The sequence below is a fragment of the Pseudomonas sp. DE0010 genome, from assembly GCF_007680745.1.
In the GTDB taxonomy this organism is placed as follows: domain Bacteria; phylum Pseudomonadota; class Gammaproteobacteria; order Pseudomonadales; family Pseudomonadaceae; genus Aquipseudomonas; species Aquipseudomonas parafulva_B.
Genome location: NZ_VEJQ01000010.1, coordinates 133,959 through 155,327, shown reverse-complemented (window position 1 = coordinate 155,327; position 21,369 = coordinate 133,959). Strand labels below are relative to the sequence as shown.

Below are 21,369 nucleotides of genomic sequence, written 5' to 3'. Positions count from 1 at the left end.
TTCAATACTGCTTGGGTTTTTAAGAAACCCTAAACTTGGCTCAGCAATCTCAAATGACTATGTGATTTCTCGCATGGTCACTTGTGATGCTGATAATCTTTCTGACTATCAGTCCGTACTCACAAGCACCCACACGAATTGCTTGATTCGATTTGTTAAAGAGCGTTTGGTTGAGCCTGTTTCGTCTCAACCGAGGCGCGCATTCTACGCTCTCCTCATTGCCTGTCAAGCGTTTATTTGGAAGTTTGTTTCGAGAAACTCGTTCAGCTTCAAAGGCTTGCAGTACTCCAAAGCGTCTACGTGATACCCGACTGCGCTGGAGTGGGGCGAATTATAGACACTAATTTCGTAGCGTCAAGCATTAATCTTATCCGAACGTCATTTGAGTGGAACGCTTAACACTCTATTGCTGTCTGTCACACCGTTGCGCACTATAGTGCGCAACGCCACTCCTAGGTAATCCGTCCCAATGTCCAAACCGCATCGCAACCTGGCTAGCGTGCTGTTCCCAATCGGCCTGCTGCTTATCGCCATGGCATCGATTCAGACCGGTGCTTCGATCGCCAAAAGCATGTTCCCACTCATTGGCGCACAAGGCACCACCTCACTGCGACTGATTTTCGCCAGTTTGATCATGGTTGCGCTGCTACGGCCATGGCGAGCACGCTTCACTACTCGCACCCTGCGTAACGTCGTCATCTATGGCTTGGCGCTCGGCGGAATGAATTTCCTCTTCTATATGTCCTTGCAGACGGTGCCCATTGGCATTGCGGTGGCACTCGAATTCACCGGCCCACTGGCAGTTGCCATATTCGCCTCACGCCGCGCGATCGACTTCATCTGGATCGCGCTGGCCATTTTCGGCCTGCTGATGTTGCTGCCCGCAGGCCATGACGGAGAGGCGCTGGACCCACTGGGCGCCTGCTACGCAATTGGCGCGGGGGCGTGCTGGGCACTTTATATACTCTTCGGCCAACGCGCCGGTGCCGAACATGGCGTGCAGAGCGCAGCGCTGGGAGTGGTGGTCGCAGCACTGTTCATCGCGCCGATCGGCATCGTGCATGCCGGTAGCCTGCTGCTGACGCCCGCGGTTATCCCCATGGCGATCGCTGTAGCGGTATTGTCTACCGCCCTCCCCTATAGCCTGGAGATGGTTGCGCTCACGCGCATGCCCACTCGCACCTTCGGCACCCTCATGAGCATCGAGCCTGCCTTCGGCGCCTTGTCCGGGCTGTTGTTCCTGGGCGAGGTCCTGTCATTTACCCAATGGCTGGCCGTAGGCGCCATTATCGCGGCTTCCGTGGGGACTACGTTGTCCATGCGCCGTAGCCCAGAACCGACGATGGTCGCGGATTGACACGGGAAAACTTTTCGTTGAAAGCTGCATGGGTGTTGTGGCGTCACCGCTCGCTGATTAAGCTGTCCCAGCGCAGTCGAACAGGGACGCTGTACTCTTCAGGATGAACCCGAGCGAAAATGACGGACCCAGGTAGCTGATCCGTCCTGCATTTAAGGACAGGAATGAAACGTATTTTGCTCATCCTGGCCATCTTGGCTATTGCTGGATGTGCCGCCACGGCTAAAACCGAGGTCAAACGGGGCAAGAAAGGCCTGCATATCAACTGCTCCGGCCTGTCTTCTTCGTGGGACAACTGCTACAGCAAGGCCGCTAGCGCCTGCACCACTCGCGGATACCGCGTCGTCGCCCGTTCAGGCGACAGCGACGAAGAGGACGGCGATTATCTATTTGGCATCAACCCTGCCGGCTACACCAGCCGCAGCATGATCGTCATTTGCAAGTGACCGGGGCAGCCTGATGGCTGCCCCCATATGCCTTAGATCGCCTCAGTACGTGACAACAACCACGCCAGCGCCTTTCCGTCCAGCAGTGGGGCCAATCGCTCGCGCACCCTGGCATGGTAACTATTGAGCCAGCAAACCTCCTGCTCAGTCAGCCGCTGCGCCAGCAAGCAACGCGTATCGATGGGGCACAGCGTCAAGGTCTCGAAATCGAGAAAATCACCGAATGCACTGCGGCCGCCGCTTCGCGCGGCGACCAGGTTTTCAATCCGCACCCCCCATTGTCCAGGTCGGTAGGTGCCAGGCTCGATTGAACTGATCATGCCTTCTTGCATGGCGGTCTGCGGCGCGGCCGCTGCCTGATAGGCAATCACCTGAGGCCCTTCATGAACATTCAGGAAATAGCCCACTCCATGGCCGGTGCCGTGGCCGTAATCGACCTGGTCGGCCCAGAGGGGCGCACGGGCTATGGCGTCAAGCATGGGCGACAGCACGCCCCGCGGGAAGGTCGCCTGCGACAGCGCTATCATGCCTTTCAGCACACGGGTGCAATCGAGCTTCTGCAGGTCGCTCGGTTGCCCGATGGGGACCATACGCGTGATATCCGTGGTCCCACCCAGGTATTGGCCGCCAGAGTCAATGAGCAGCAGGCCGTAGCCCTTGATCACTGCGTGTGACTGATCAGTGGCCCGATAGTGGGGCATCGCACCATTGGCATTGAAGGCAGCAATGGTCGAGAAGCTCAACGAAACGAAGCCCGGCCGCCGGGCGCGCGCGGCGGTGAGTTGCTCATCGACGGTCAGCTCGGTCACCACCTGGGTCGCGAGCGCTTCTTCAAACCAGGCGAAAAATTCGCACAAGGCCGCGCCGTCCTGCTCCATCGCCCTACGAACATGCTCAAGTTCGCCCTCAGCCTTGCACGCCTTGCTCAGGGTACTGGGATTCGAGCCTTCCACGAGCACTACCCCTTCGCCTAGCGGCTCGAGCAACCCGCACGTCACCCGCGCTGGATCCACCAACAAGCGACTACCAGGTGGCAACTGACCAAGGGCGCCGGTAGCCTCGGTGTAGTCTCGCACTTCGATGCCATCCTCGCGCAGCCCCTGACGCAGGGGTTCATCGACTTTTCCCGAGGCAATGAAAAGCTGCACGCGCCGCGCATCGATCAGGGCAAACGCCAGGAACACCGGATTGTAAGACACATCGCTACCGCGCAAGTTGAACAACCAGGCAATGTCATCCAGGGTGGCGATGAAATGACTGTCCGCACCTTTGGCATGCATCGCCTGCCGCACCTGCGCCAGCTTCTGCGCACGACCCACTACTGCGTAGGGCGCGAGATGTGAATACACCGGGTTGGACGGTAGCGTCGGCCGGTCGCTCCAAACGCGACCCAGCACATCCTGGTCAGTCACCAACCTTGCGCCTCGCTGGCCAAGGCGCTCTCGCAACTGGCGAGCCGAAGCCAAAGCCATCGCACGACCATCTACGCTGGCGCAACCCTGCGGTTGCACATGTTCAGCCAACCAGTCCAGAGCGCTCGGCTGCCCGGGTGACAATTTCATCAATTCGATGCCGCTACCTGCCAGCTCTCGCTCAGCCTGCTCCCAGTAGCGGCTATCGACCCACAGCCCGGCAAACTGCTGGCTTATGACCAGGGTGCCGACCGAACCAGTGAAGCCCGACAGCCACTGGCGGCCTTGCCAGTAGCCTGGCAGATACTCGGAAAGATGAGGGTCTGCCGATGGAACCAGCAAGGCGTCAAGCCCTTCTGCGGCCATGGCCTTACGCGTCGCGGCAAGACGCTGGGCCGTGGTCTGTTGGAGAGTGGTGTGCACGATCATGCCCTTATCTGTGGCGACATCCGTTATGCCTGAGCGCTTGATGATGGAATAGCTGCCCGCGGCCTGCAATCAACAATCTCCGTGCTGCACGCTTCTGAGAAAGGTCCTACGCCAGACCCTACCATTGATCCTGCCATGCTGAACTTCACCTACGTCCCGGATTCAGAGGCAGTACAGCCCCCTTGCAAGGCGGATCGTCATGCCCAGTGTCTGTCATCGCAAACAGGGCGTCGTGGTACTTGACACTCGGCCCCACACGCCCGACCACGAGCACGCCGTGTACCGTAAGCTATCGGAAGGCTTCGCACAGTTGCTGGACTGCTCTGTGGTGGACCTGCACGAAGCGCCACAGGCGGACGCTTCGTATTACTACATGCTCACCCAGCCTTTGGTCGACACCGCAGATCTGACAGCACTGGGTATAAAAAGCGAAGCCGATTTTTTTGGCGGTGCCGTCGCTCATCCGTTCATGGCCACCAAGGCCATTTCACACCCGCTGCCGCCAGGTGCTCCACCAAAGCCTGATTGGCCTGAGGCATTTGCCCGGCAGGCCTGCGACGCGCTGCTCAAGGGCTACACCGTATTCGACAAGGCCACCGCCCGGCACGCGGCACAACTTTTGTTAATCACAGGGCCTGTACGACTGAAACCCGTACGCGCATGCGCGGGTCGAGGGCAGGCCGTGTTCTCCACGCTCGAAGAACTTGAACCCCTACTCTGTGCGATGGATGACGCAGAACTCTCGACTTGGGGCCTGGTGCTGGAACAGAACCTGAGCCACGTCGAGACGTTCAGCGTCGGCCAGGTACGGGTCGCAGGCTTGGTCTGCAGCTATTACGGCACACAGCAACTCACCCAAGATCACCAAGGTGTCGAGGTATACGGCGGCTCTGACCTGACCTTCGTACGAGGAGGCTTTGCGTCTCTGCTGGCCGGCCCCTTGGAAAAGAGCGTTCGCGTGGCGATTGAGCAGGCAATGACTTATGACCAAGCTGCCGATCAACATTTACCTGGCTTCATCGCCTCACGCCGCAATTACGACATCGCCCGCGGCACCGATACCAAAGGCGACATTTGCAGTGGCGTGCTGGAACAATCCTGGCGGATGGGCGGTGCCAGCAGCGCCGAATTGCTCGCCCTGCAGGCATTCGCTGCCAACGCCAGGGTCGATCGAGTGCGCGCTAGCACCCACGAAGTCTTCGGCACGCCCGCGCTACCGGCGGATGCCACACTCTTCTACCAAGGAAACGACAGTGAACTCGGACAACTCACCAAATACGCGCGGCTGCGACACGTTGGCCATTCAGAGTGAGACGATAGAGCTGCCGGTGAACGGGGATACCATCTGCGCGACGCTGGTCAGCCCCGGCAGCAAAATCCCCGGCATCCTGTTCGTCCACGGCTGGGGCGGCAGCCAGCAGCGTGACCTTGCCAGAGCGCGACACATCACAGGACTTGGCTGCGTCTGCATGACCTTCGATCTGCGCGGCCACGAGAAAACCCAAAGTCAGCGCCTGACGGTAACGCGAGAGCAGAATTTGCAGGATCTGCTAACAGCCTACGACCGGCTCATCAGCCACCCCACTGTGGACCCCAACGCCATCGCCGTGATCGGCAGCAGCTACGGCGGCTACCTGGCTACTTTGTTGACCTCGATGCGCCCGGTCCGCTGGCTGGCCCTGCGGGTACCGGCCATGTACTGGGACGAAGAATGGAATACGCCCAAGCAGTCCCTGGACCGACAACGGCTCAATGACTATCGCCGTCGCCCCTTGGCGCCGTCTGACAACCGTGCTCTGGCCGCCTGCGCCGAGTTTGCCGGCGATGTTCTGCTGGTCGAATCCGAGCATGATGACTACGTACCCCACAGCACGCTGATGAGTTACCGGTCAGCCTTCGGCAGTGCCCACTCGCTCACCCACCGGATTGTCGACGGCGCCGATCACGGCCTGTCCACCGAAGAGAGCCAGAAGGCCTACAGTGCACTGCTGGCGGCATGGATCAGCGAAATGGTCATTGGTGCTCGCCTGGACCGCTATCCCCACTACGCACCCTGGTACGCGTGAAGCTCACTCCACCTGGCAGTACAACGCTCCGTCTGGATGGCGAGCCAGACTTCGCAGGGCCGTGAAAGCGGCAAAGTTCACGGCGCTGGCGTGATACTGCTGGAGTAGACCCAGAAACGAACCGTCCAGCACTTGCTCGATGGCCGCCTCACAGGCCTCCCGGTTGGTCCACTGCAGCGACTGAAGCAAACAATTGCCATCTTCGCTCACCTGAACACTGACCGCCCGGAGGTCTTCAAAGCGCGCTGCCAGGGACTCACTGCGCTGCATCAATGCCTGGGCCAATGCTTGCTGAAAGACGACGGCGACCCGATATTCGATCATCTGGTTGTACCAGATGGCTGAGACACTTCCTGACATCGACAACCTCCTGACAGGGGATACACATTGCAATGCCCGGAAGGTTAAAACCTCAACCAATCTCGAGGTCAAGAGGGTCGCTACTCCATGCACCCCGCTCCTCAGGCGTTGAAGTCACGCCCTGCCGTCGAAATGCACTGGGGGTAATGCCTGTGGCGCGCTGAAATACCTTGCGAAACGCACCGGGGTCGCGATAACCGACATCCCAAGCGATCTGGTCGACTGTCCTAAGTGTGAACTCAAGCAAACGTGCTGCCCGGCATACTCTGATCTGCTGACAGTACTCGGTGGGGCGCAAGCCTGTAGCCAAGCGAAATCGCCTCAAAAACGTGCGCGGCTCCAGGCTGGCGCACGCTGCCATCGCTGCGAGGCCCGCCGTCCGCGCGCCCGTAGCCTGCAACCAGTGCTGTACCTTCAGGACCGCTTCATCGCCATGATCAAGCAACGGGTTGAGGCGAGTGCCGGGCAAAGCGGCAGGTATCGGATCTACCGCCAGAAAGTTCGCAGTTTCAGCGGCAACGGTATTGCCCATGAATCGCTGCACCAAGCTCAGGCCCAGACTGGTCCAGGCCATCAGGCCAGCGGAGCTGACGATATCGCCGTCGTCGAGCAACACCTGTTGAGCCTCAGCCCTGATGTGCGGGTAACGCGCCTTCAGTAGCTGCACATGATTGCGATGGGCGCATGCGGTGCGTCCATCCAGCAGACCACAGTCCGCTATGAAGAAAACCCCGATGCACACCGAGGCCAGAACGGTGCCTTCCTGGTGCAATCGGCGCAAAGCCGAGCGATGGCGAGCCAGGCAGGCATCGTGGGGAACGGCGTGCAAACTTGGCGGGATGATCAGAACACGCAGTCTCGCATCCCTGTCATCCCTTGGAGGAGCCTCAGGCAGCAGTTCTTCCTCTGCACCCACCCCCCATACGCTGATACGCACACGAGGCGCTTGGGCCGCACCCAACCCGTCAGCCATACGGTTAGCCACGTCGAACAGGTCGTGCAGGCCGTGGATCGCTGCCTCCTGCGCATCGGGATAGCGAAGCAGGCCAATCTCGATAAAACGAGCCATGTCAGTTTTGCCCCGCATAGTGTCTTTCGTGCCAATTCACCCCTATCACGCGACAGCCTATAACTAAGCAACAGTCAAAACCACTGCCCCCGGAGGCAACATGAGCACTCACGCACTGATCATCATCGATATCCAGAACGACTATTTCCCAGGCGGCAAATGGCCTCTGGAAGGTGTCGAGCGCGCCGCTGAAAATGCGGCCCGCCTGCTCCAGGCTGCCCGCGACGCGAACGACCTCATCGTGCATGTACGCCACGAGTTCGACAGCGCCGACGCCCCCTTTTTTGCTCCAGGCTCTTCGGGCGCAGCCATTCACCCGAGTGTTCAGCCGATGCCTGGAGAGACTGTGATTCTCAAACACAAGGTCAACGCTTTTCTCTCGACCGATCTTGCGCAGACGCTCGAACGCCAGGGCATCAGGTCGCTGACTGTCGTGGGCAGCATGAGCCACATGTGCATCGATGCAGCGGTGCGCGCAGCAGCTGACCTCGGGTACGAAGTCACGGTCGCCCATGATGCCTGCGCCACGCTGGCCCTGGAGTTCAACGGCAAACGGGTACCTGCTGCACAGGTGCATGAGGCATCGATGGCTGCACTGGCGTTCGCCTATGCCTCGGTGCGCAGCACCGATGCATTGCTCCAAGAGGCTGCTGGCCACGCCTGATCGCCACTTTAGATCACTACATTGCGTACAAACTTCACTGCGACCGCGCCATCGTTGCGATAGGCGTAACGGCAATTGCTGGCGAATACGTGAAAGCGTCCCTGCTCGAGTCGGTGCTCGACACCCTCGATAATCAGCGTCAGTACACCTTCGACCACGTAGATCTGCTCGCTCCAGCCTTCGGCATCTGCCTCGCTGCGATAGTGTTCGCCGACCGCCAGGGTCCATTCCCACAGCTCAACTTCGCGACGGGCCATGCTGCTTGCCAGCAGGATGGCCCGGCTTTGCGGATGCTCACCCGCCCAGGCCAGCTCTTCGATACGACCAGGGTTACGCTGGTCAGGCGCCTGGATCAATGTGCTGAACGCCACCCCGAGTGCCTCGGCGATGAGGTCGAGCGTAGTGAGGCTGACATTTTTCTCGCCAGCCTCGATCGCCACCAGCATGCGACGGCTGACACCTGAACGCTCGGCCAATGTTGCCTGGCTGATGCCAGCAGCGTTGCGCAGACTGCGAACATTCAAGCTCACGTGTTGCAGCACCGAAGCACGATGCGAGGCGTCGTTGTGCACTATATTGCTCATCCCTAGTTGTTGCGCAGTATACTGCCCACTTTGCGCCGATTGTGCGCCCTGTCCTACGAGCCTGCAACCGCATGAATAAGTCACGCCCGCAACGTCCCACCTTTTCGTTCCGTCTTAGCAAAGCCGAGTGGGTGCTGGTGTTCATCACCATGTTATGGGGCGGTACATTCCTGCTGGTGCACAACGTGATGACCGTCAGTGGCCCCATGTTTTTCGTGGGCTTGCGCTTCGCCGCGGCGGCCCTGTTCGTCGGCATGGTCTCGGCCCGCGCCTTGCCGGGGTTAACCCTTGTCGAATTCAAGGCAGGCCTGTCGATTGGCGTATTGATCATGTTGGGCTACGGCCTGCAGACCATGGGTCTGCAGACGATCAGCAGCAGCCAGTCGGCGTTCATCACGGCGCTTTACGTGCCCTTCGTACCCTTGCTGCAATGGCTGGTGCTGGGTCGGCGCCCGGGCCTGATGCCCAGCCTTGGGATAGGCCTGGCATTCGTTGGGTTGGTCCTGCTCGCCGGGCCGCAGGCCGGTAGCCTGCACATGAGCGAAGGCGAGGTGGTGACATTGATCAGCGCCGTCGCCATCGCCGGCGAAATCATTCTGATCAGCCGCTTTGCCGGGCGCGTCGACGTTCGCCGCGTTACTGTGGTGCAACTGGCAACGGCCTCGGCGCTGGCATTCATGATGATGCTGCCTACCCAGGAATCGGTACCCGATTTCTCTTGGCTTTTGCTGAGCAGTGCGATTGGCTTGGGCCTGATGAGCGCGATTATCCAGGTGGCGATGAACTGGGCACAAAAATCGGTATCACCCACCCGGGCCACGTTGATCTATGCCGGTGAGCCAGTGTGGGCCGGCCTGGTCGGACGGCTAGCGGGAGAGCGCCTGCCGGGGTTGGCACTGTTGGGCGGCCTGCTGATCGTCATCGCCGTGGTCATCAGCGAGTTGCGCGTGCGCCGCAGGCCAGAATCTGCTGGTACTGAACTTGCACAGAATGAACGTCAACTCAAGACCGGTCTCTAAAGCTCCGACTATCCTCTGTAAAAAACTGTTATAAAAAAACAGCCTGTCACAGCCCTTTTGTAGGATTCTGCGACAGGTTGTGTGTTGGTCGATGACCCGTTCGGCACGTATGATCCTTGGAAAACCTCTCAGAATAGAACTCTATGTCTTTGATAGTGCTATTGCTTCTGCCGTTCGTGGGCAGTTTGCTGGCAGCCGCGCTGCCGCACAACGCACGTAACGCCGAGTCCATACTCGCCGGGCTCGTGGCCTTGGTCGGCACCGTCCAGGTAGCACTTCTCTATCCACAGGTGGCCCACGGCGGGGTCATTCGTGAAGAATTCCTGTGGCTACCTAGCCTTGGGCTCAACTTCGTACTGCGCATGGACGGCTTTGCCTGGCTGTTCTCACTGCTGGTGCTGGGCATCGGTACGTTGGTGTCTCTATACGCGCGCTACTACATGTCGCCACAAGACCCAGTGCCGCGATTCTTTGCCTTCTTCCTTGCATTCATGGGCGCCATGCTCGGGCTGGTGTTGTCGGGCAACCTTCTGCAACTGGTGTTTTTCTGGGAGCTCACCAGCCTCTTTTCCTTCCTCTTGATAGGCTACTGGCATCACCGGGCCGACGCGCGCCGTGGCGCCTACATGGCGCTGATGGTCACCGGTGCCGGTGGCTTGTGCCTGCTGGTAGGGGCGCTGCTGCTCGGCCATGTGGTGGGCAGCTATGACCTGGACAAGGTCCTGGCTGCAGGTGACACCATACGCCAGCACGCACTTTACCCAGTGCTGTTGCCGCTAATCCTGATCGGCGCCCTGAGCAAGAGCGCGCAATTTCCCTTCCACTTCTGGCTGCCGCATGCCATGGCGGCGCCCACGCCGGTGTCGGCGTACCTGCACTCGGCAACCATGGTCAAAGCCGGCGTATTTTTGCTGGCGCGCCTATGGCCAGTGCTGTCGGGCACCGACGAATGGTTCTGGATAGTCGGTGGTGCTGGCGCGCTGACGCTGCTGCTCGGTGCCTTCGCAGCGATGTTCCAGAATGATCTCAAGGGCCTTCTGGCCTATTCGACCATCAGCCACCTGGGCCTCATCACGCTGTTGCTGGGCCTGAACAGCTCGTTGGCCGCCGTGGCGGCGGTCTTTCACATTCTCAATCACGCGACCTTCAAGGCATCGCTGTTCATGGCCGCCGGCATTATCGACCACGAAAGTGGTACGCGTGACATCCGGCGCCTGAGCGGCCTGGTCCGACTCGTTCCCTACACGGCCACCCTGGCCATGGTCGCCAGCGCCTCCATGGCGGGGGTGCCGCTAATGAACGGCTTCCTGTCCAAGGAAATGTTCTTCGCCGAAACCGTGTTCATCACCTCCAGCGCCTGGGTCGAAGCCATGCTTCCGGTGATCGCCACCCTGGCCGGCACATTCAGCGTGGCCTATGCGCTGCGCTTCACGGTCGATGTGTTTTTCGGTCCCACTGCCCAGGACCTGCCGCATACACCCCACGAACCCCCGCGCTGGATGCGCGCGCCGGTCGAGCTGCTGGTGCTGACATGCCTGGTAGTCGGTATTTTCCCCGCCCAGTCCGTAGGCCCCTTGCTGGCCGCTGCGGCACTGCCGGTTGTAGGGGGTACGCTACCCGAGTACAGCCTGGCCATCTGGCACGGCTGGAATGCGCCCTTGATCATGAGCCTGGTGGCCATGAGCGGTGGCGTGGTCCTCTACCTGCTGTTGCGCAAGCAACTGCGACGTGGCCGCTTCCCCTGCCCTCCCGTGATGGGCCGATTCGATGGCAAGCGCCTGTTTGAGTATGGCCAGGTGCAGTTGATGCTGATGGCGCGACGTATCGAGCACCTGCTTACCAGCCGGCGCCTGCAGGCGCAGTTGTTCATGCTGGTGGTAGCCGCATTCCTCGCGGGCCTGACACCCATGCTCCACAGTGGCCTGACCTGGGGCGAGCGGCCAAAGATCCCAGGGTCAGGCGTGTTCGTCGCACTCTGGGTGATCGCCATTGCCTGCGCGATCGGCGCGGCCTACCAAGCCAAGTACCACCGTCTGGCGGCCCTGACCATGGTCAGTGTGTGCGGCTTGATGACCTGTATCACCTTCGTGTGGTTCTCTGCGCCTGATCTGGCCTTGACCCAGCTGGTTGTCGAAGTGGTGACCACTGTCCTGATCCTTCTTGGCCTGCGCTGGCTTCCACGTCGTATCGAGGGGGTGTCGCCTCTGCCCGGCAGGTTCGACCGCGCCCGCGTGCGTCGCCTGCGCGACCTGCTACTGGCGGTGCTGGTAGGCGCCGGCATGGCCGTGCTGTCCTACGCCATGCTCACCCGCCCTACGCCTAACGACATCTCCTCGTTCTACCTGAGCCGTGCGCTGCCCCAAGGTGGTGGCACCAATGTGGTCAACGTGATGCTGGTGGATTTCCGCGGCTTCGATACCCTGGGCGAAATCACCGTGCTGGTCGCGGTGGGGTTGACCGTTTTCGCGCTTCTGCGTCGCTTCCGCCCTCCCAAGGAAAGCATGCAATTGCCGACCCAGCAGCGCCAACTGGCACCTGATGTCGTCACCGACCTGATCAACCCGCGCCACGCTGCCGATACCGCTCTGGGCTTCATGATGGTGCCCGCCGTGCTGGTGCGCCTGTTGCTGCCTATCGCGCTGCTGGTATCGATGTACCTGTTCATGCGTGGTCATAATCAGCCGGGCGGCGGCTTCGTCGCCGGGTTGGTGACTTCGGTGGCGTTCATTCTGCAATACATGGTCGCAGGCACCCAGTGGGTCGAAGCGCAGATGCGCCTGCGGCCCTTGCGCTGGATGGGCACCGGTCTGCTCTGTGCAACCTTGACCGGTGGCGGCGCCATCGCGCTCGGTTACCCGTTCCTGACCACCCATACGGCGCACCTGCATCTTCCTCTGCTCGGAGACATCCATCTGGCAAGCGCACTGTTCTTCGACGTCGGTGTGTTCACCGTGGTCGTCGGATCGACCCTTTTGATACTCACGGCCCTGGCCCACCAGTCGGTACGTGCCTATCGCCCGGCCAGTCCAGGCAAGACCCGTAAAACAGGAGCCGCCTGATGGAAGAAGTGATCGCAGTGGCCATTGGCGTGCTTGCCGCCTCCGGAGTCTGGTTGGTGCTGCGCCCGCGCACATACCAGGTGATCATGGGCTTGTGCCTGCTTTCCTATGGGGTCAACCTCTTCATTTTCAGCATGGGCAGCCTGTTCATCGGCAAGGAGCCCATCATCAAGCAAGGCGTTACCCAGGACCTGTTGCACTACACCGATCCGCTGCCACAGGCCTTGGTACTCACGGCAATCGTCATCAGCTTCGCCATGACCGCCCTGTTTCTCGTGGTACTGCTGGCATCGCGCGGCCTGACCGGCACCGACCACGTAGATGGCCGGGAGCGTGAGGAATGAGCGGCATGAGCCAACTGATCGTTGCCCCTATCCTGTTGCCGTTGATTACAGCGGCAGTCATGTTGCTGCTGGGCGAAAAGCATCGATTGATCAAGGCACGGCTGAACCTGCTGTCGACCTGCGCCGGTCTTGGCATTGCCATCAGCCTGCTGCTTTGGGTCCGTACCCAGGGCCAGGCAGAATCGATCGGCGTCTACCTGCCGGGCAACTGGCCAGCCCCGTTTGGCATCGTGCTGGTGGTGGACCACCTGTCGGCGCTGATGCTGACCCTGACCGGCGTCATCGGGCTAAGCGCCCTGCTGTTCGCACGGGCACGCTGGGATGGCGCCGGTGCAAGTTTTCATGCGCTGTTCCAGATTCAGTTGATGGGCCTGTACGGCGCATTCCTGACGGCAGACCTGTTCAACCTGTTCGTGTTCTTCGAAGTGCTGTTGGCAGCTTCATACGGCCTTCTGCTGCACGGATCCGGCCGCGCACGTGTGCGAGCCGGCTTGCACTACATCGCCGTCAACCTCTTCGCCTCCTCGTTGTTCCTGATTGGCGCGGCAATGCTGTATGGCGTGACGGGTACGTTGAGCCTTGCGGACCTTGCCCTGAAGATTCCGCTGGTACCCGAGGCCGACCGCGGCCTGCTGCATGCAGGCGCAGCGATTCTGGCCATGGCGTTCCTGGTCAAAGCGGGCATCTGGCCCCTGAACTTCTGGCTGGTGCCAGCCTATGCGTCTGCCAGCGCGCCAGTGGCTGCCCTCTTTGCAATCATGACCAAGGTGGGGCTGTATGCGGTGCTGCGGGTGTGGACGCTGCTCTTCTCCGGGCAAGCAGGGGCATCGGCACACTTCGGGGCAGATTGGCTGGTCTACGGAGGCTTGGCGACCCTGGCCATGGCAGCGGTGTCGATCCTGGCAGCGCAGCGCCTGGAACGCATGGCGGCGTTGAGTATCCTGGTATCGGCTGGCACCTTGCTGGGGGCGGTGGGCTTTGCGCAATTGGCATTGACTGGAGCCGCGCTGTTCTACCTCGTGAATTCTACCCTGGCCTTGTGCGCATTGTTCCTGTTGGCCGAACTCATCGAGCGCTCGCGATCTGCCAATGAGTTGCCATTGGACGAGGAAGAAGACGCCATGCCGGCCTTGCTGGAATCACTTCACCCTCCAAAAGGGATCAACCTCGATGACGACCAGAAGGCCGTCATCGGTCAGGTCATTCCCTGGACCATGGCTTTCCTGGGCTTGAGCTTCATCGCCTGCGCCTTGTTGATCATCGGCATGCCACCCCTTTCCGGCTTCGTCGCCAAGCTCAACCTCATCAGTGCCTTGTTCAACCCCAACGGCCTGGGGGTTCCGAGCCAAAACACCCTCGGTGCCGCTGGCTGGGGCCTTGTGGCCTTGCTGGTACTGTCTGGAATGGCATCGCTGATCGCGTTTGGACGCGTCGGCATCCAACGCTTCTGGAAACCCGAAGAGCGGCCCTCTCCAGTGCTCAGGCGTTTCGAATGCCTTCCGATCGTGATCCTGCTGGGCTTGTGCATGTTGCTCAGCATCAAGGCCGAGCCGCTGCTGCGCTACAGCCTGGACACAGCTGCCAGCCTTCAGGCGCCCGATGCCTACATCGATGCAGTCATGGCCGCGCAGCCAAAACCTGGTCCCACCTCGCTCGACGTTCAGGTGCAGCCATGACCCGACTATTTCCCGCCCCTCTGCTATCGGCATGCCTGTTCGGCCTGTGGCTGTTGCTCAACCTGTCGCTGAGTCCGGGTAACCTCATCCTCGCCGCCGCACTGGGGATACTGGCTCCGCTGCTGATGGCGCCCTTGCGGCCGCAACATGCCCATGTCCGACGCCCCCTGGTCATCGTCAAACTGATAGGCCGGGTTGGCGTGGACGTCATCCTGTCCAACCTGCAGGTCGCTCGCGGCGTGCTGGGTGCCGGGAGGCGGCCGCCACGCTCAGTCTTCGTTCATATCCCCCTGGACCTGCGTGAACCCCATGGGCTTGCAGCGCTGTCCATGATCACGACGGTGATCCCTGGAACCATCTGGTCGGAACTGGCCCTGGACCGTAGCGTGCTACTGCTGCACGTATTCGATCTGGATGATGAAGCGGCGTTCGTCCAGCATTTCAAGGACGTCTATGAGCGTCCCTTGATGGAGATTTTTCAATGAGTGGACTGCTCGCCAACGCTGTTCTTGTCAGCTTGTTCATCTTTGCGCTGGCTATGTGCCTAACCCTGATCCGCCTATTCCGAGGGCCTTCGGCGCAGGACAGGGTTTTGGCTCTAGATTACCTGTACATTCTGGCAATGCTGACCATGCTGGTGCTGGGCATCAGGTATGCCAGTGACACGTATTTCGAAGGGGCGTTGCTCATTGCGTTGTTTGGCTTCGTGGGCTCCTTCGCCCTGGCCAAGTTCCTGCTGCGTGGAGAGGTGATCGAATGACCGAGACACTCGATCTACCGTTCTGGCTGGAAATGATCACAGCCATACTGCTGGTAGCTGGCAGTCTTTTTGCGCTGATCGGTGCGATTGGCCTACTGCGCCTGAAAGACTATTTCCAACGCATGCATCCCCCAGCACTGGCCTCGACCATAGGGGCCTGGTGCGTCGCGCTTGGCTCGATCATCTATTTTTCGTGGCTGAAGGAGTCGCTGGTGCTGCATGCATGGCTGATTCCCGTGCTGCTATCGATCACAGTGCCAGTGACTACCTTGTTACTGGCCCGCGCAGGGCTGTTTCGCAAGCGTCAGGCCAAAGAGCCGGTACCCGAGGAGGTCAGCAGCGGCCTGGATCGTGGTAACTGACCGCGCTTAGCCTGGCTGCTCACTCAGCCGCTGCAGTGCTCGCCTGACCATGGCCACGTAATGGGGCGGGCCCTGGGTATACAACTCGGCGGCTACCCAGTCCAACCATCGCCCGCCCACCGCTTCACGTGCTGCGAGCAGCCGCTGCGCCTCAGCCATGGCGCGCGCCTAGTGCTCACGGTGATAGCGTTCCCGTGATCCAGGCGCTTGCTCTGGCAGCGTCACTCGCTTGCCTTGAACGTCGTCAGCTCACCCTTGCGCCATTTCGCAACCTTGCCGGTTACAGCCTTCAACAGCTTGCCTAGCCCTTCCTGAATTTGCTGCTCGGCGGCAAACACCAGCATCACGCCATGGCCTTCCCGCAATACGATCCCCTCGCCTTCCGGAACCGATACGAACGCGTAGTCGCCAACGCCGTAGACATTGAGCTTGATGTCGCGAAAACGCATTTCCAGCTTGCCGCCTTCGCGGCTGGGCAGCACGGCGGCACGAAAATGGTCGCCGACTTTCAACTCAAGGCGCTGCTTGTCATCGACCACCAGCGCATTTTGCGTGTCGATCTCGGCCATGTAGAGGCCATCAGGGTTTTGCTCGGTGACATAGACGAATCGACCCTGGAACAGCTGGGCCAGTTTCCCGCGCAAATCGCCAAGGGCGAACAACGCGTGTGTATCAAGAGTGCTGACTGCCAATGAAGTAATCCTCAACCGTTTACAACCCGCCCTCGCAGGAGCTCGCGAAGCACGGCCATTTCAAATCGATAGGCAATAAGATTAATAAAACGCTGGGCGACATGTCTGTGCCCGCTGACGATGCAGCGTGCAGGATTTTTCACTCTAACGGCCGGCGTTGCTGTCGCTTGCATACCCTTGGGCCATACCCAAGCGCTACCGGCGTAACGTCTGACATTGCACGTCCATGAAAATGCGATTCCGGATGGGTGCGTGGTCTTGGCGCCTGATGGCGACTCGCACAGTGTCGTCGGTGGGGATATCCGAAGACAGTGAAATCCATGAGAGACGCCCTGTTTTAACAGGCTTGCCGGTTATTGCGCAACTGCTCCAGGCAAATTGCATGGGTCGTTGCGGCTTGATTTCCGAAATGCAAAAAGCCCCACGAATCGCTCCATGGGGCTTGGCAACCTGAACGGCTCAGGCCTGACGCTGATGGCGATCAAGCTGCTCGTGGCGCTCTTGGGCTTCGATGCAGTACTTGGTGGTTGGACTGATCAGCAAGCGCTTAAGACCAATTGGTTCACCGCTGTCGTCGCACCAGCCGAAGCTCTCGTCGGCAATACGGTCAAGCGCCATCTCCAGTTGCGGGAGCAGGCGCTGATCGCGATCGATGGCATTCACCAGCCAGCTACGCTCTTCTTCGACCGATGCCACATCGGCAGGATCCGAGGGGGTATCCAGGCCTTCAATGGTGGCACGGCTCAGCTCGATGCGTTCATGGGTCTCGACTTTCATCGCTTGCAGCAGCTGAGTGAAGAAGCTCAGCTGTTCAGCGTTCATGTAGTCATCGGCCGGCATGGCCAGCAACTGTTCCTTGGTCATCGATTTCTCTATGAAAATAGGTGCATTTGGGCGATACGTTTGCCGCTGATGCTTTGGCATCGGCAGCGGAAATTTTTCGAGCGCCAGTCGGCACTCTTTAACAAGGGGCGGCAGTCTAAGGCGCAGCGTCGCCTTGAGCAACAGCAAAATGGGGTGGCGTTGGCATTCGCTGCTTACGATCCGCCGGCCGGTGCTTGCATTTGAAGGTATAAGCGCGAGTTTGAGCAGTGCGGGTAGATTCGACGGCATGTTTACTGCAATGCAGCAGTAACGTTGAAAATTATGATGCCTTGAAACCTCGATAACGCTATAGGGGAGCGCTTCGCACTCCATCGCGGGACAAGCCCGCTCCTACAGAGGGAGTTTTGAACATACGCACATTATAAGATTCGCTGTAATAAACAGGTACGAGGCAGCAGCTACTGAGCGCATCGCAAACTTCTTTAAACTCCAGATCAACACATATAGCTAATTCCTGCTCTTGCTTTGGCTTTGGCTTTTGATCTTGCTTTTGATCTTCGCGACTTCAGGAGGCCGAACGCAGGTCTTGCGGAGGGAGGTGACAGGCATGGATGCCTGTCAAGCGCTGGGCCCCAGGATGGGGCCTACAGCGCGGTCCTCCCGGGAGCAAGGCCGGAGTGAGGGAACCCCGAAGCGCAGCGTAGGGGCCGTATGAATGGAGCACAGCGTTTTTTGGTTACTTTTTGTCGCGTTTGACAAAAAGTGACTCGCCGTAAGGGCGAAAAGGTGATTAAGCGTCGCCATCGCCAATGGACTATGCTCTCTTTCAACACCCACACCAACGCAATCAAAATCCAAACTTCAAACTTCAAACTTCAAACTTCAAACTTCAAAGCGTGGGCACATATAGCAAGTTGGTATTCATTAGCGCGGGTGGCGCGCAGTCACCTTTCCGCCCTTACGGCGGCTCACTTTTTGCCTTCGGTATGTGTCAAAAAGTGAGCAAAAACCGCCGTGCCCCATTCCTTGTCGCACCGCAATCCGATCCGACCTATATGAAAATGCTTTGGATAAGGGGCAAAGGGCAGGTAAGGGTCAATGGAACGGGGCAAGAGGAAAGGCCCTACCCGAAAAGGCCAAAAGGCTCTCCCGCCCAGCCCATCACCAGGATGCCGCCATGCTGTCGTTGTTCCGGCACAAACGGGCGCCGCTTGCGACCAACGCTCCCGAAGCACCTTCCACCGAACCAGCCAAAGGGCTGACGCGGCCGGGACCGGCCGCGTCCCTGTTGGCAACACCACGTCGGCAGAAGCTTCTTGAGCACATCTGGCAGCGTACGTCGCTCTCCCACCGACAGTTCGCGTCGCTGTACCTTGCGCCACTGGAACGCTATGCGAGCCTGGCCCAGCAGTTCCCAGCTTCTGAGAGCCACCACCATGCCTATCCCGGAGGCATGCTGGATCACGGCTTGGAGATCGTTGCCTAAGCCCTCAAGCTGCGCCAGTCCGATCTTTTGCCTGCCGGCACGACGCCGGAAGATCAGGCCGCGCAGTCCGAGGCCTGGACCGCCGCCGTGGCCTACGCTGCCTTGCTCCATGACCTCGGCAAACTCGCCGTCGACCTGTACGTGGAATATGGTGACGGCACGATCTGGCACCCCTGGCACGGTCCCGTCCAGCGGCCGTATCGCTTCCGCTACCGAGAGGATCGCGAGTATCGGCTGCATGGCGCAGCCACCGGCTTGCTCTATCACCAGGTACTCGACGGGCCCATCCTCGACTGGCTCAGTGCCTATCCCGCCCTGTGAGGATCGCTACTCTACGTGCTGGCAGGCCAGTACGAGCACGCCGGCGTGCTGGGCGAACTGGTCGTACAAGCTGATCGCGCATCGGTGGCCCAGGAGCTGGGCGGCGATCCTAGCCGCGCAATGGCTGCACCCCGGCATGCTCTGCAGCGCAAGCTCATCGATGGCCTTCGCTATCTTCTGAAGGAAGAGTTGAAGCTGAACCAGCACCAGGCATCGGACGGCTGGCTGACACAAGATGCCTTGTGGCTCGTCAGCAAGACTGTTTCCGACAAGTTGCGCGCCCATCTTCTATCCCAAGGTGTCGAGGGAATACCCGCAAGCAATACGGCGGTGTTCAATGTGCTGCAAGGCCTTGGAATGTTGCAGCCAACACCGGAAGACAAAGCCATCTGGCGCGCCACCGTGACCAGTGGCGAGTGGTCCCACAGCTTTACGTTGCTCAAGCTGTCACCCGCGCTGATCTGGGAGTACGGCGATCGGCCCGCGCCCTTCGCCGGCACTGTGACCGTCGATGCGGCACCTGCGACCGAGAAAGCGAATGCGCCTCCACCAGCCACGAGAGCTGGAGAATCCCCTATGCCCCCAACTGCGCCGCTGTCGGATCTGACCCCGGGCATGCCCACAGCAGGCCCCGACAGGGGTGCCGGATGTGATGGAGGAGCTGATATCGATGATCGAAGCACCGGAGGCCGCAGCTCTGGAGCCGCACGCGGAGCCCATGGCAGTGACGCAGCCAGCGCGTCCCTTGCAGCCTGAAGGGAGCACACAAGCGGCCATGCCTTCGCCCTCCGGCATGGGATCAAGACCGGTGCCCGGCAGCCCATCGCTCGCGACAGCACCGCCTTCTGGCGAACATTTCATTGCATGGCTGAAGCAGGGCATCGTTACCCGCCGTCTCATCATCAACGACGCAAAAGCACTGGTGCATACGGTTGGCGATACGGCCTATCTGGTCAGCCCCGGCGTGCTCCAGCGTTATGCGCAAGAGCATCCGCAGATCACCGCGCTGGCCAAGCAGGAAAAATTGCAGGAATGGCAGTGGGTGCAACGACGGTTCGAAAAGTTGCAACTACACCGTAAGCAGGACAGCGGCCTGAATAACTGGACGTGCGAAGTCAAAGGCCCGCGCAAGACGCGGCGGCTGCACGGCTACCTGCTCATCGCCCCCGAGGCACTTTTCGACGACTTGCCGCCCAACAACCCCTATTTGTCGCTAGTCTGATACCAACGAGCTTGCCCGATTTCTTGGCTCGGTACAGCGCAAGATCTGCACGCTGCGGCAAAAGCAGAGATTGGATGCACCGACAGGAAAAGCACTATCCTGTTGCAGAAGGGTAGTTCCTGAATTTGGTTTGCCAGCCGTCATTGCATCGGTTCAGTCTTCCCCGCAGCTCTTGTCAGTACGCTTGAGAATACGCTCTGTCTCGGCGATGAGTTCGGAGGCCGCGCAGTTCAGCGCCGACGCGAGCCTCAAGATCATCACCAGTGTCGGCATATGCTCGCCGCGTTCGATTTTGCCTATATGGGAACGGTCAACGCCGGCCAGGTGGGCAAGATTCTCTTGAGCTAGACAATTCTTGGCACGGAATGCGCGCACAGCTTTCCCGAACGCTTGGGCGGGTTCGGGTTCGTAAGTAGTGGTGCCTGTAGGTCGGCCTGATCGTATGGGACGCTTCTGCATCTACAGAAGCGTCAAGGACGGGTGCGTTTTAAACCACGGTAAGTTTAACTCATTCTGCTATTGCTTTATCCCCAGCATGCAGCCATCGGAACATCGCCATGTCTCTCGACCATGCCACTGCTCCACTGCAAATTGCTGTTTCCACCGGCATCATGCCGACTGCACTGGCACACTACTCGCCAAGCAGCGCATGGAAGAACCGGAGACACCGGTACGCCTGATAGAAACTACCGAGAAGGATCAGCACCAAGGGTTGAAGGATGGCCGCTACTGCCTGGGACTGTTCTTGTCCATGAACGAGCCGCCTCTTGCAAGAAAGGCATTCTCTCTCTGGCAAGACGAACTGGCACTGGCACTGGCTCTGCCTTCGCGTTCGCCGCTACTGGCTTTTGCCGAAGTTCCGCTTGGAGAAGCAGTACCGTACCCCCTGATCATGTGGCAAAGAGGATACTGTAGCCCGCTAGGGCAGCAGATCGAATCCCTGCTGTCATCGGCTGCCAGCAAGCTCAATGCAGTTGATCGGGTGAGCTCCTTTGAGTTGATGGCGGTACTGGTAGCGTCTGGTTATGGCATCCGTCTCGCCACCAAGTCACGTATCTCCTGTTCCCGCAATCTGGACCTTGTGATGCGCCCGCTGGCAAACGGCTCTCACCAAGTGACCACCTACCTGGCTCTACCGCATTCGCCTATGCCGGCCACTGTAAAACGTCTGATTCAACGCGCCCAAGCCGTCGCGAACAACGACAGCCTTTAACCC

General features: G+C 59.8%; 21 protein-coding genes and 2 pseudogenes. 15 read left to right on the top strand and 8 right to left on the bottom strand.

The annotated features are described in order from the left end of the window. From FS767_RS23050 to FS767_RS10295, 3 genes and pseudogenes are all read left to right on the top strand, one after another. Positions 1-304 (top strand): annotated as a pseudogene (locus FS767_RS23050) (hypothetical protein); the annotation flags it as partial. A gap of 165 nt (positions 305-469) precedes the next feature. Continuing rightward, positions 470-1,357 (top strand): threonine/homoserine exporter RhtA, encoded by an 888-nt coding sequence (gene rhtA, locus FS767_RS10300; RefSeq protein ID WP_144965199.1) that lies wholly within the window; start codon positions 470-472, stop codon positions 1,355-1,357. A 164-nt stretch (positions 1,358-1,521) separates the two neighbouring features. Further along, complete coding sequence (locus FS767_RS10295) at positions 1,522-1,803, top strand: hypothetical protein (RefSeq protein ID WP_023534016.1); 282 nt, start codon at positions 1,522-1,524, stop codon at positions 1,801-1,803. A gap of 32 nt (positions 1,804-1,835) precedes the next feature. Here the strand turns inward: FS767_RS10295 and FS767_RS10290 are convergent, their stop codons facing one another. Beyond that, positions 1,836-3,644, bottom strand: coding sequence for an aminopeptidase P family protein (locus FS767_RS10290; protein WP_144965197.1), 1,809 nt, complete (start codon positions 3,642-3,644; stop codon positions 1,836-1,838). A 193-nt stretch (positions 3,645-3,837) separates the two neighbouring features. Between FS767_RS10290 and FS767_RS10285 the strand changes: the two genes are divergently transcribed. Next, complete coding sequence (locus tag FS767_RS10285; protein WP_371921583.1) at positions 3,838-4,956, top strand: DUF3182 family protein; 1,119 nt, start codon at positions 3,838-3,840, stop codon at positions 4,954-4,956. After that, positions 4,940-5,710, top strand: a complete 771-nt coding sequence (locus tag FS767_RS10280; protein ID WP_058605993.1) for a S9 family peptidase — start codon at positions 4,940-4,942, stop codon at positions 5,708-5,710. The genes FS767_RS10285 and FS767_RS10280 overlap by 17 nt, the downstream gene beginning before the upstream one ends. A 3-nt stretch (positions 5,711-5,713) precedes the next feature. Here the strand turns inward: FS767_RS10280 and FS767_RS10275 are convergent, their stop codons facing one another. Both FS767_RS10275 and FS767_RS10270 read right to left on the bottom strand, forming a co-directional pair. After that, positions 5,714-6,070, bottom strand: coding sequence for an antibiotic biosynthesis monooxygenase (locus tag FS767_RS10275; protein WP_144965192.1), 357 nt, complete (start codon positions 6,068-6,070; stop codon positions 5,714-5,716). Positions 6,071-6,122: 52 nt separating this feature from the next. Beyond that, positions 6,123-7,157 (bottom strand): GlxA family transcriptional regulator, encoded by a 1,035-nt coding sequence (locus FS767_RS10270; protein WP_144965191.1) that lies wholly within the window; start codon positions 7,155-7,157, stop codon positions 6,123-6,125. An 82-nt stretch (positions 7,158-7,239) separates the two neighbouring features. Between FS767_RS10270 and FS767_RS10265 the strand changes: the two genes are divergently transcribed. Then, on the top strand, positions 7,240-7,803 hold the full coding sequence (locus tag FS767_RS10265; protein ID WP_144965189.1) for a cysteine hydrolase family protein: 564 nt from the start codon (positions 7,240-7,242) through the stop codon (positions 7,801-7,803). Positions 7,804-7,811: 8 nt separating this feature from the next. Here FS767_RS10265 and FS767_RS10260 read toward each other — a convergent pair whose 3' ends face one another. Next, on the bottom strand, positions 7,812-8,375 hold the full coding sequence (locus tag FS767_RS10260; protein ID WP_058605983.1) for a helix-turn-helix domain-containing protein: 564 nt from the start codon (positions 8,373-8,375) through the stop codon (positions 7,812-7,814). An 83-nt stretch (positions 8,376-8,458) separates the two neighbouring features. Between FS767_RS10260 and FS767_RS10255 the strand changes: the two genes are divergently transcribed. The 7 genes from FS767_RS10255 to FS767_RS10225 all read left to right on the top strand — a co-directional run bounded on the left by FS767_RS10255 (position 8,459) and on the right by FS767_RS10225 (position 15,607). After that, on the top strand, positions 8,459-9,406 hold the full coding sequence (locus FS767_RS10255; protein ID WP_144965187.1) for a DMT family transporter: 948 nt from the start codon (positions 8,459-8,461) through the stop codon (positions 9,404-9,406). Between the two features lie 143 nt (positions 9,407-9,549). Continuing rightward, positions 9,550-12,465, top strand: coding sequence for a monovalent cation/H+ antiporter subunit A (locus tag FS767_RS10250; RefSeq protein ID WP_144965185.1), 2,916 nt, complete (start codon positions 9,550-9,552; stop codon positions 12,463-12,465). Continuing rightward, a complete protein-coding gene (locus tag FS767_RS10245) occupies positions 12,465-12,809 on the top strand; it encodes a Na+/H+ antiporter subunit C (RefSeq protein ID WP_144965183.1) in 345 nt (114 codons plus the stop codon). Before FS767_RS10250 ends, FS767_RS10245 begins: the two co-directional genes overlap by 1 nt. Next, entirely contained in the window at positions 12,806-14,485 is a 1,680-nt protein-coding gene (locus FS767_RS10240) for a monovalent cation/H+ antiporter subunit D (protein WP_144965181.1), read from the top strand. The genes FS767_RS10245 and FS767_RS10240 overlap by 4 nt, the downstream gene beginning before the upstream one ends. Beyond that, complete coding sequence (locus FS767_RS10235; protein WP_144965179.1) at positions 14,482-14,970, top strand: Na+/H+ antiporter subunit E; 489 nt, start codon at positions 14,482-14,484, stop codon at positions 14,968-14,970. The genes FS767_RS10240 and FS767_RS10235 overlap by 4 nt, the downstream gene beginning before the upstream one ends. After that, positions 14,967-15,245 carry a K+/H+ antiporter subunit F gene (locus tag FS767_RS10230; protein ID WP_144965177.1) on the top strand — a complete coding sequence of 93 codons (279 nt, stop codon included), beginning with the start codon at positions 14,967-14,969 and terminating at the stop codon, positions 15,243-15,245. Before FS767_RS10235 ends, FS767_RS10230 begins: the two co-directional genes overlap by 4 nt. Beyond that, entirely contained in the window at positions 15,242-15,607 is a 366-nt protein-coding gene (locus FS767_RS10225; protein WP_144965176.1) for a Na+/H+ antiporter subunit G, read from the top strand. Before FS767_RS10230 ends, FS767_RS10225 begins: the two co-directional genes overlap by 4 nt. A 6-nt stretch (positions 15,608-15,613) precedes the next feature. Here FS767_RS10225 and FS767_RS10220 read toward each other — a convergent pair whose 3' ends face one another. The 3 genes from FS767_RS10220 to FS767_RS10210 form a co-directional block, all read right to left on the bottom strand. After that, a complete protein-coding gene (locus tag FS767_RS10220; protein WP_240928446.1) occupies positions 15,614-15,766 on the bottom strand; it encodes a hypothetical protein in 153 nt (50 codons plus the stop codon). 62 nt (positions 15,767-15,828) lie between these two features. Continuing rightward, positions 15,829-16,299, bottom strand: coding sequence for a hypothetical protein (locus tag FS767_RS10215; protein ID WP_058605991.1), 471 nt, complete (start codon positions 16,297-16,299; stop codon positions 15,829-15,831). Positions 16,300-16,758: 459 nt separating this feature from the next. Next, positions 16,759-17,163, bottom strand: a complete 405-nt coding sequence (locus FS767_RS10210) for a TraR/DksA C4-type zinc finger protein (protein ID WP_023534004.1) — start codon at positions 17,161-17,163, stop codon at positions 16,759-16,761. A 1,138-nt stretch (positions 17,164-18,301) separates the two neighbouring features. Here FS767_RS10210 and mobH point away from each other — a divergent pair. Next, positions 18,302-20,153, top strand: a pseudogene (gene mobH, locus FS767_RS10205) (MobH family relaxase). Positions 20,154-20,306: 153 nt separating this feature from the next. Here the strand turns inward: mobH and FS767_RS10195 are convergent. After that, entirely contained in the window at positions 20,307-20,612 is a 306-nt protein-coding gene (locus FS767_RS10195) for a helix-turn-helix domain-containing protein (RefSeq protein WP_144965174.1), read from the bottom strand. Here FS767_RS10195 and FS767_RS10190 point away from each other — a divergent pair. Continuing rightward, the gene (locus tag FS767_RS10190; RefSeq protein WP_144965172.1) at positions 20,596-21,366 is read left to right on the top strand and encodes a LysR substrate-binding domain-containing protein; all 771 of its coding nucleotides are present in this window, start codon (positions 20,596-20,598) and stop codon (positions 21,364-21,366) included. The genes FS767_RS10195 and FS767_RS10190 overlap by 17 nt on opposite strands. Positions 21,367-21,369 lie beyond the last annotated feature (3 nt).

Coding starts and splice junctions, on each gene's coding strand:
- FS767_RS10295 (WP_023534016.1), top strand. CDS start 1,522: ATGAAACGTATTTTGCTCATCCTGGCCATCTTGGCTATTGCTGGATGT.
- FS767_RS10210 (WP_023534004.1), bottom strand. CDS start 17,163: ATGACCAAGGAACAGTTGCTGGCCATGCCGGCCGATGACTACATGAAC.
- FS767_RS10265 (WP_144965189.1), top strand. CDS start 7,240: ATGAGCACTCACGCACTGATCATCATCGATATCCAGAACGACTATTTC.
- FS767_RS10245 (WP_144965183.1), top strand. CDS start 12,465: ATGGAAGAAGTGATCGCAGTGGCCATTGGCGTGCTTGCCGCCTCCGGA.
- FS767_RS10230 (WP_144965177.1), top strand. CDS start 14,967: ATGAGTGGACTGCTCGCCAACGCTGTTCTTGTCAGCTTGTTCATCTTT.
- FS767_RS10220 (WP_240928446.1), bottom strand. CDS start 15,766: ATGGCTGAGGCGCAGCGGCTGCTCGCAGCACGTGAAGCGGTGGGCGGG.
- rhtA (WP_144965199.1), top strand. CDS start 470: ATGTCCAAACCGCATCGCAACCTGGCTAGCGTGCTGTTCCCAATCGGC.
- FS767_RS10240 (WP_144965181.1), top strand. CDS start 12,806: ATGAGCGGCATGAGCCAACTGATCGTTGCCCCTATCCTGTTGCCGTTG.
- FS767_RS10235 (WP_144965179.1), top strand. CDS start 14,482: ATGACCCGACTATTTCCCGCCCCTCTGCTATCGGCATGCCTGTTCGGC.
- FS767_RS10275 (WP_144965192.1), bottom strand. CDS start 6,070: ATGTCAGGAAGTGTCTCAGCCATCTGGTACAACCAGATGATCGAATAT.
- FS767_RS10270 (WP_144965191.1), bottom strand. CDS start 7,157: ATGCGGGGCAAAACTGACATGGCTCGTTTTATCGAGATTGGCCTGCTT.
- FS767_RS10195 (WP_144965174.1), bottom strand. CDS start 20,612: ATGCAGAAGCGTCCCATACGATCAGGCCGACCTACAGGCACCACTACT.
- FS767_RS10255 (WP_144965187.1), top strand. CDS start 8,459: ATGAATAAGTCACGCCCGCAACGTCCCACCTTTTCGTTCCGTCTTAGC.
- FS767_RS10190 (WP_144965172.1), top strand. CDS start 20,596: ATGGGACGCTTCTGCATCTACAGAAGCGTCAAGGACGGGTGCGTTTTA.
- FS767_RS10250 (WP_144965185.1), top strand. CDS start 9,550: ATGTCTTTGATAGTGCTATTGCTTCTGCCGTTCGTGGGCAGTTTGCTG.
- FS767_RS10225 (WP_144965176.1), top strand. CDS start 15,242: ATGACCGAGACACTCGATCTACCGTTCTGGCTGGAAATGATCACAGCC.
- FS767_RS10290 (WP_144965197.1), bottom strand. CDS start 3,644: ATGATCGTGCACACCACTCTCCAACAGACCACGGCCCAGCGTCTTGCC.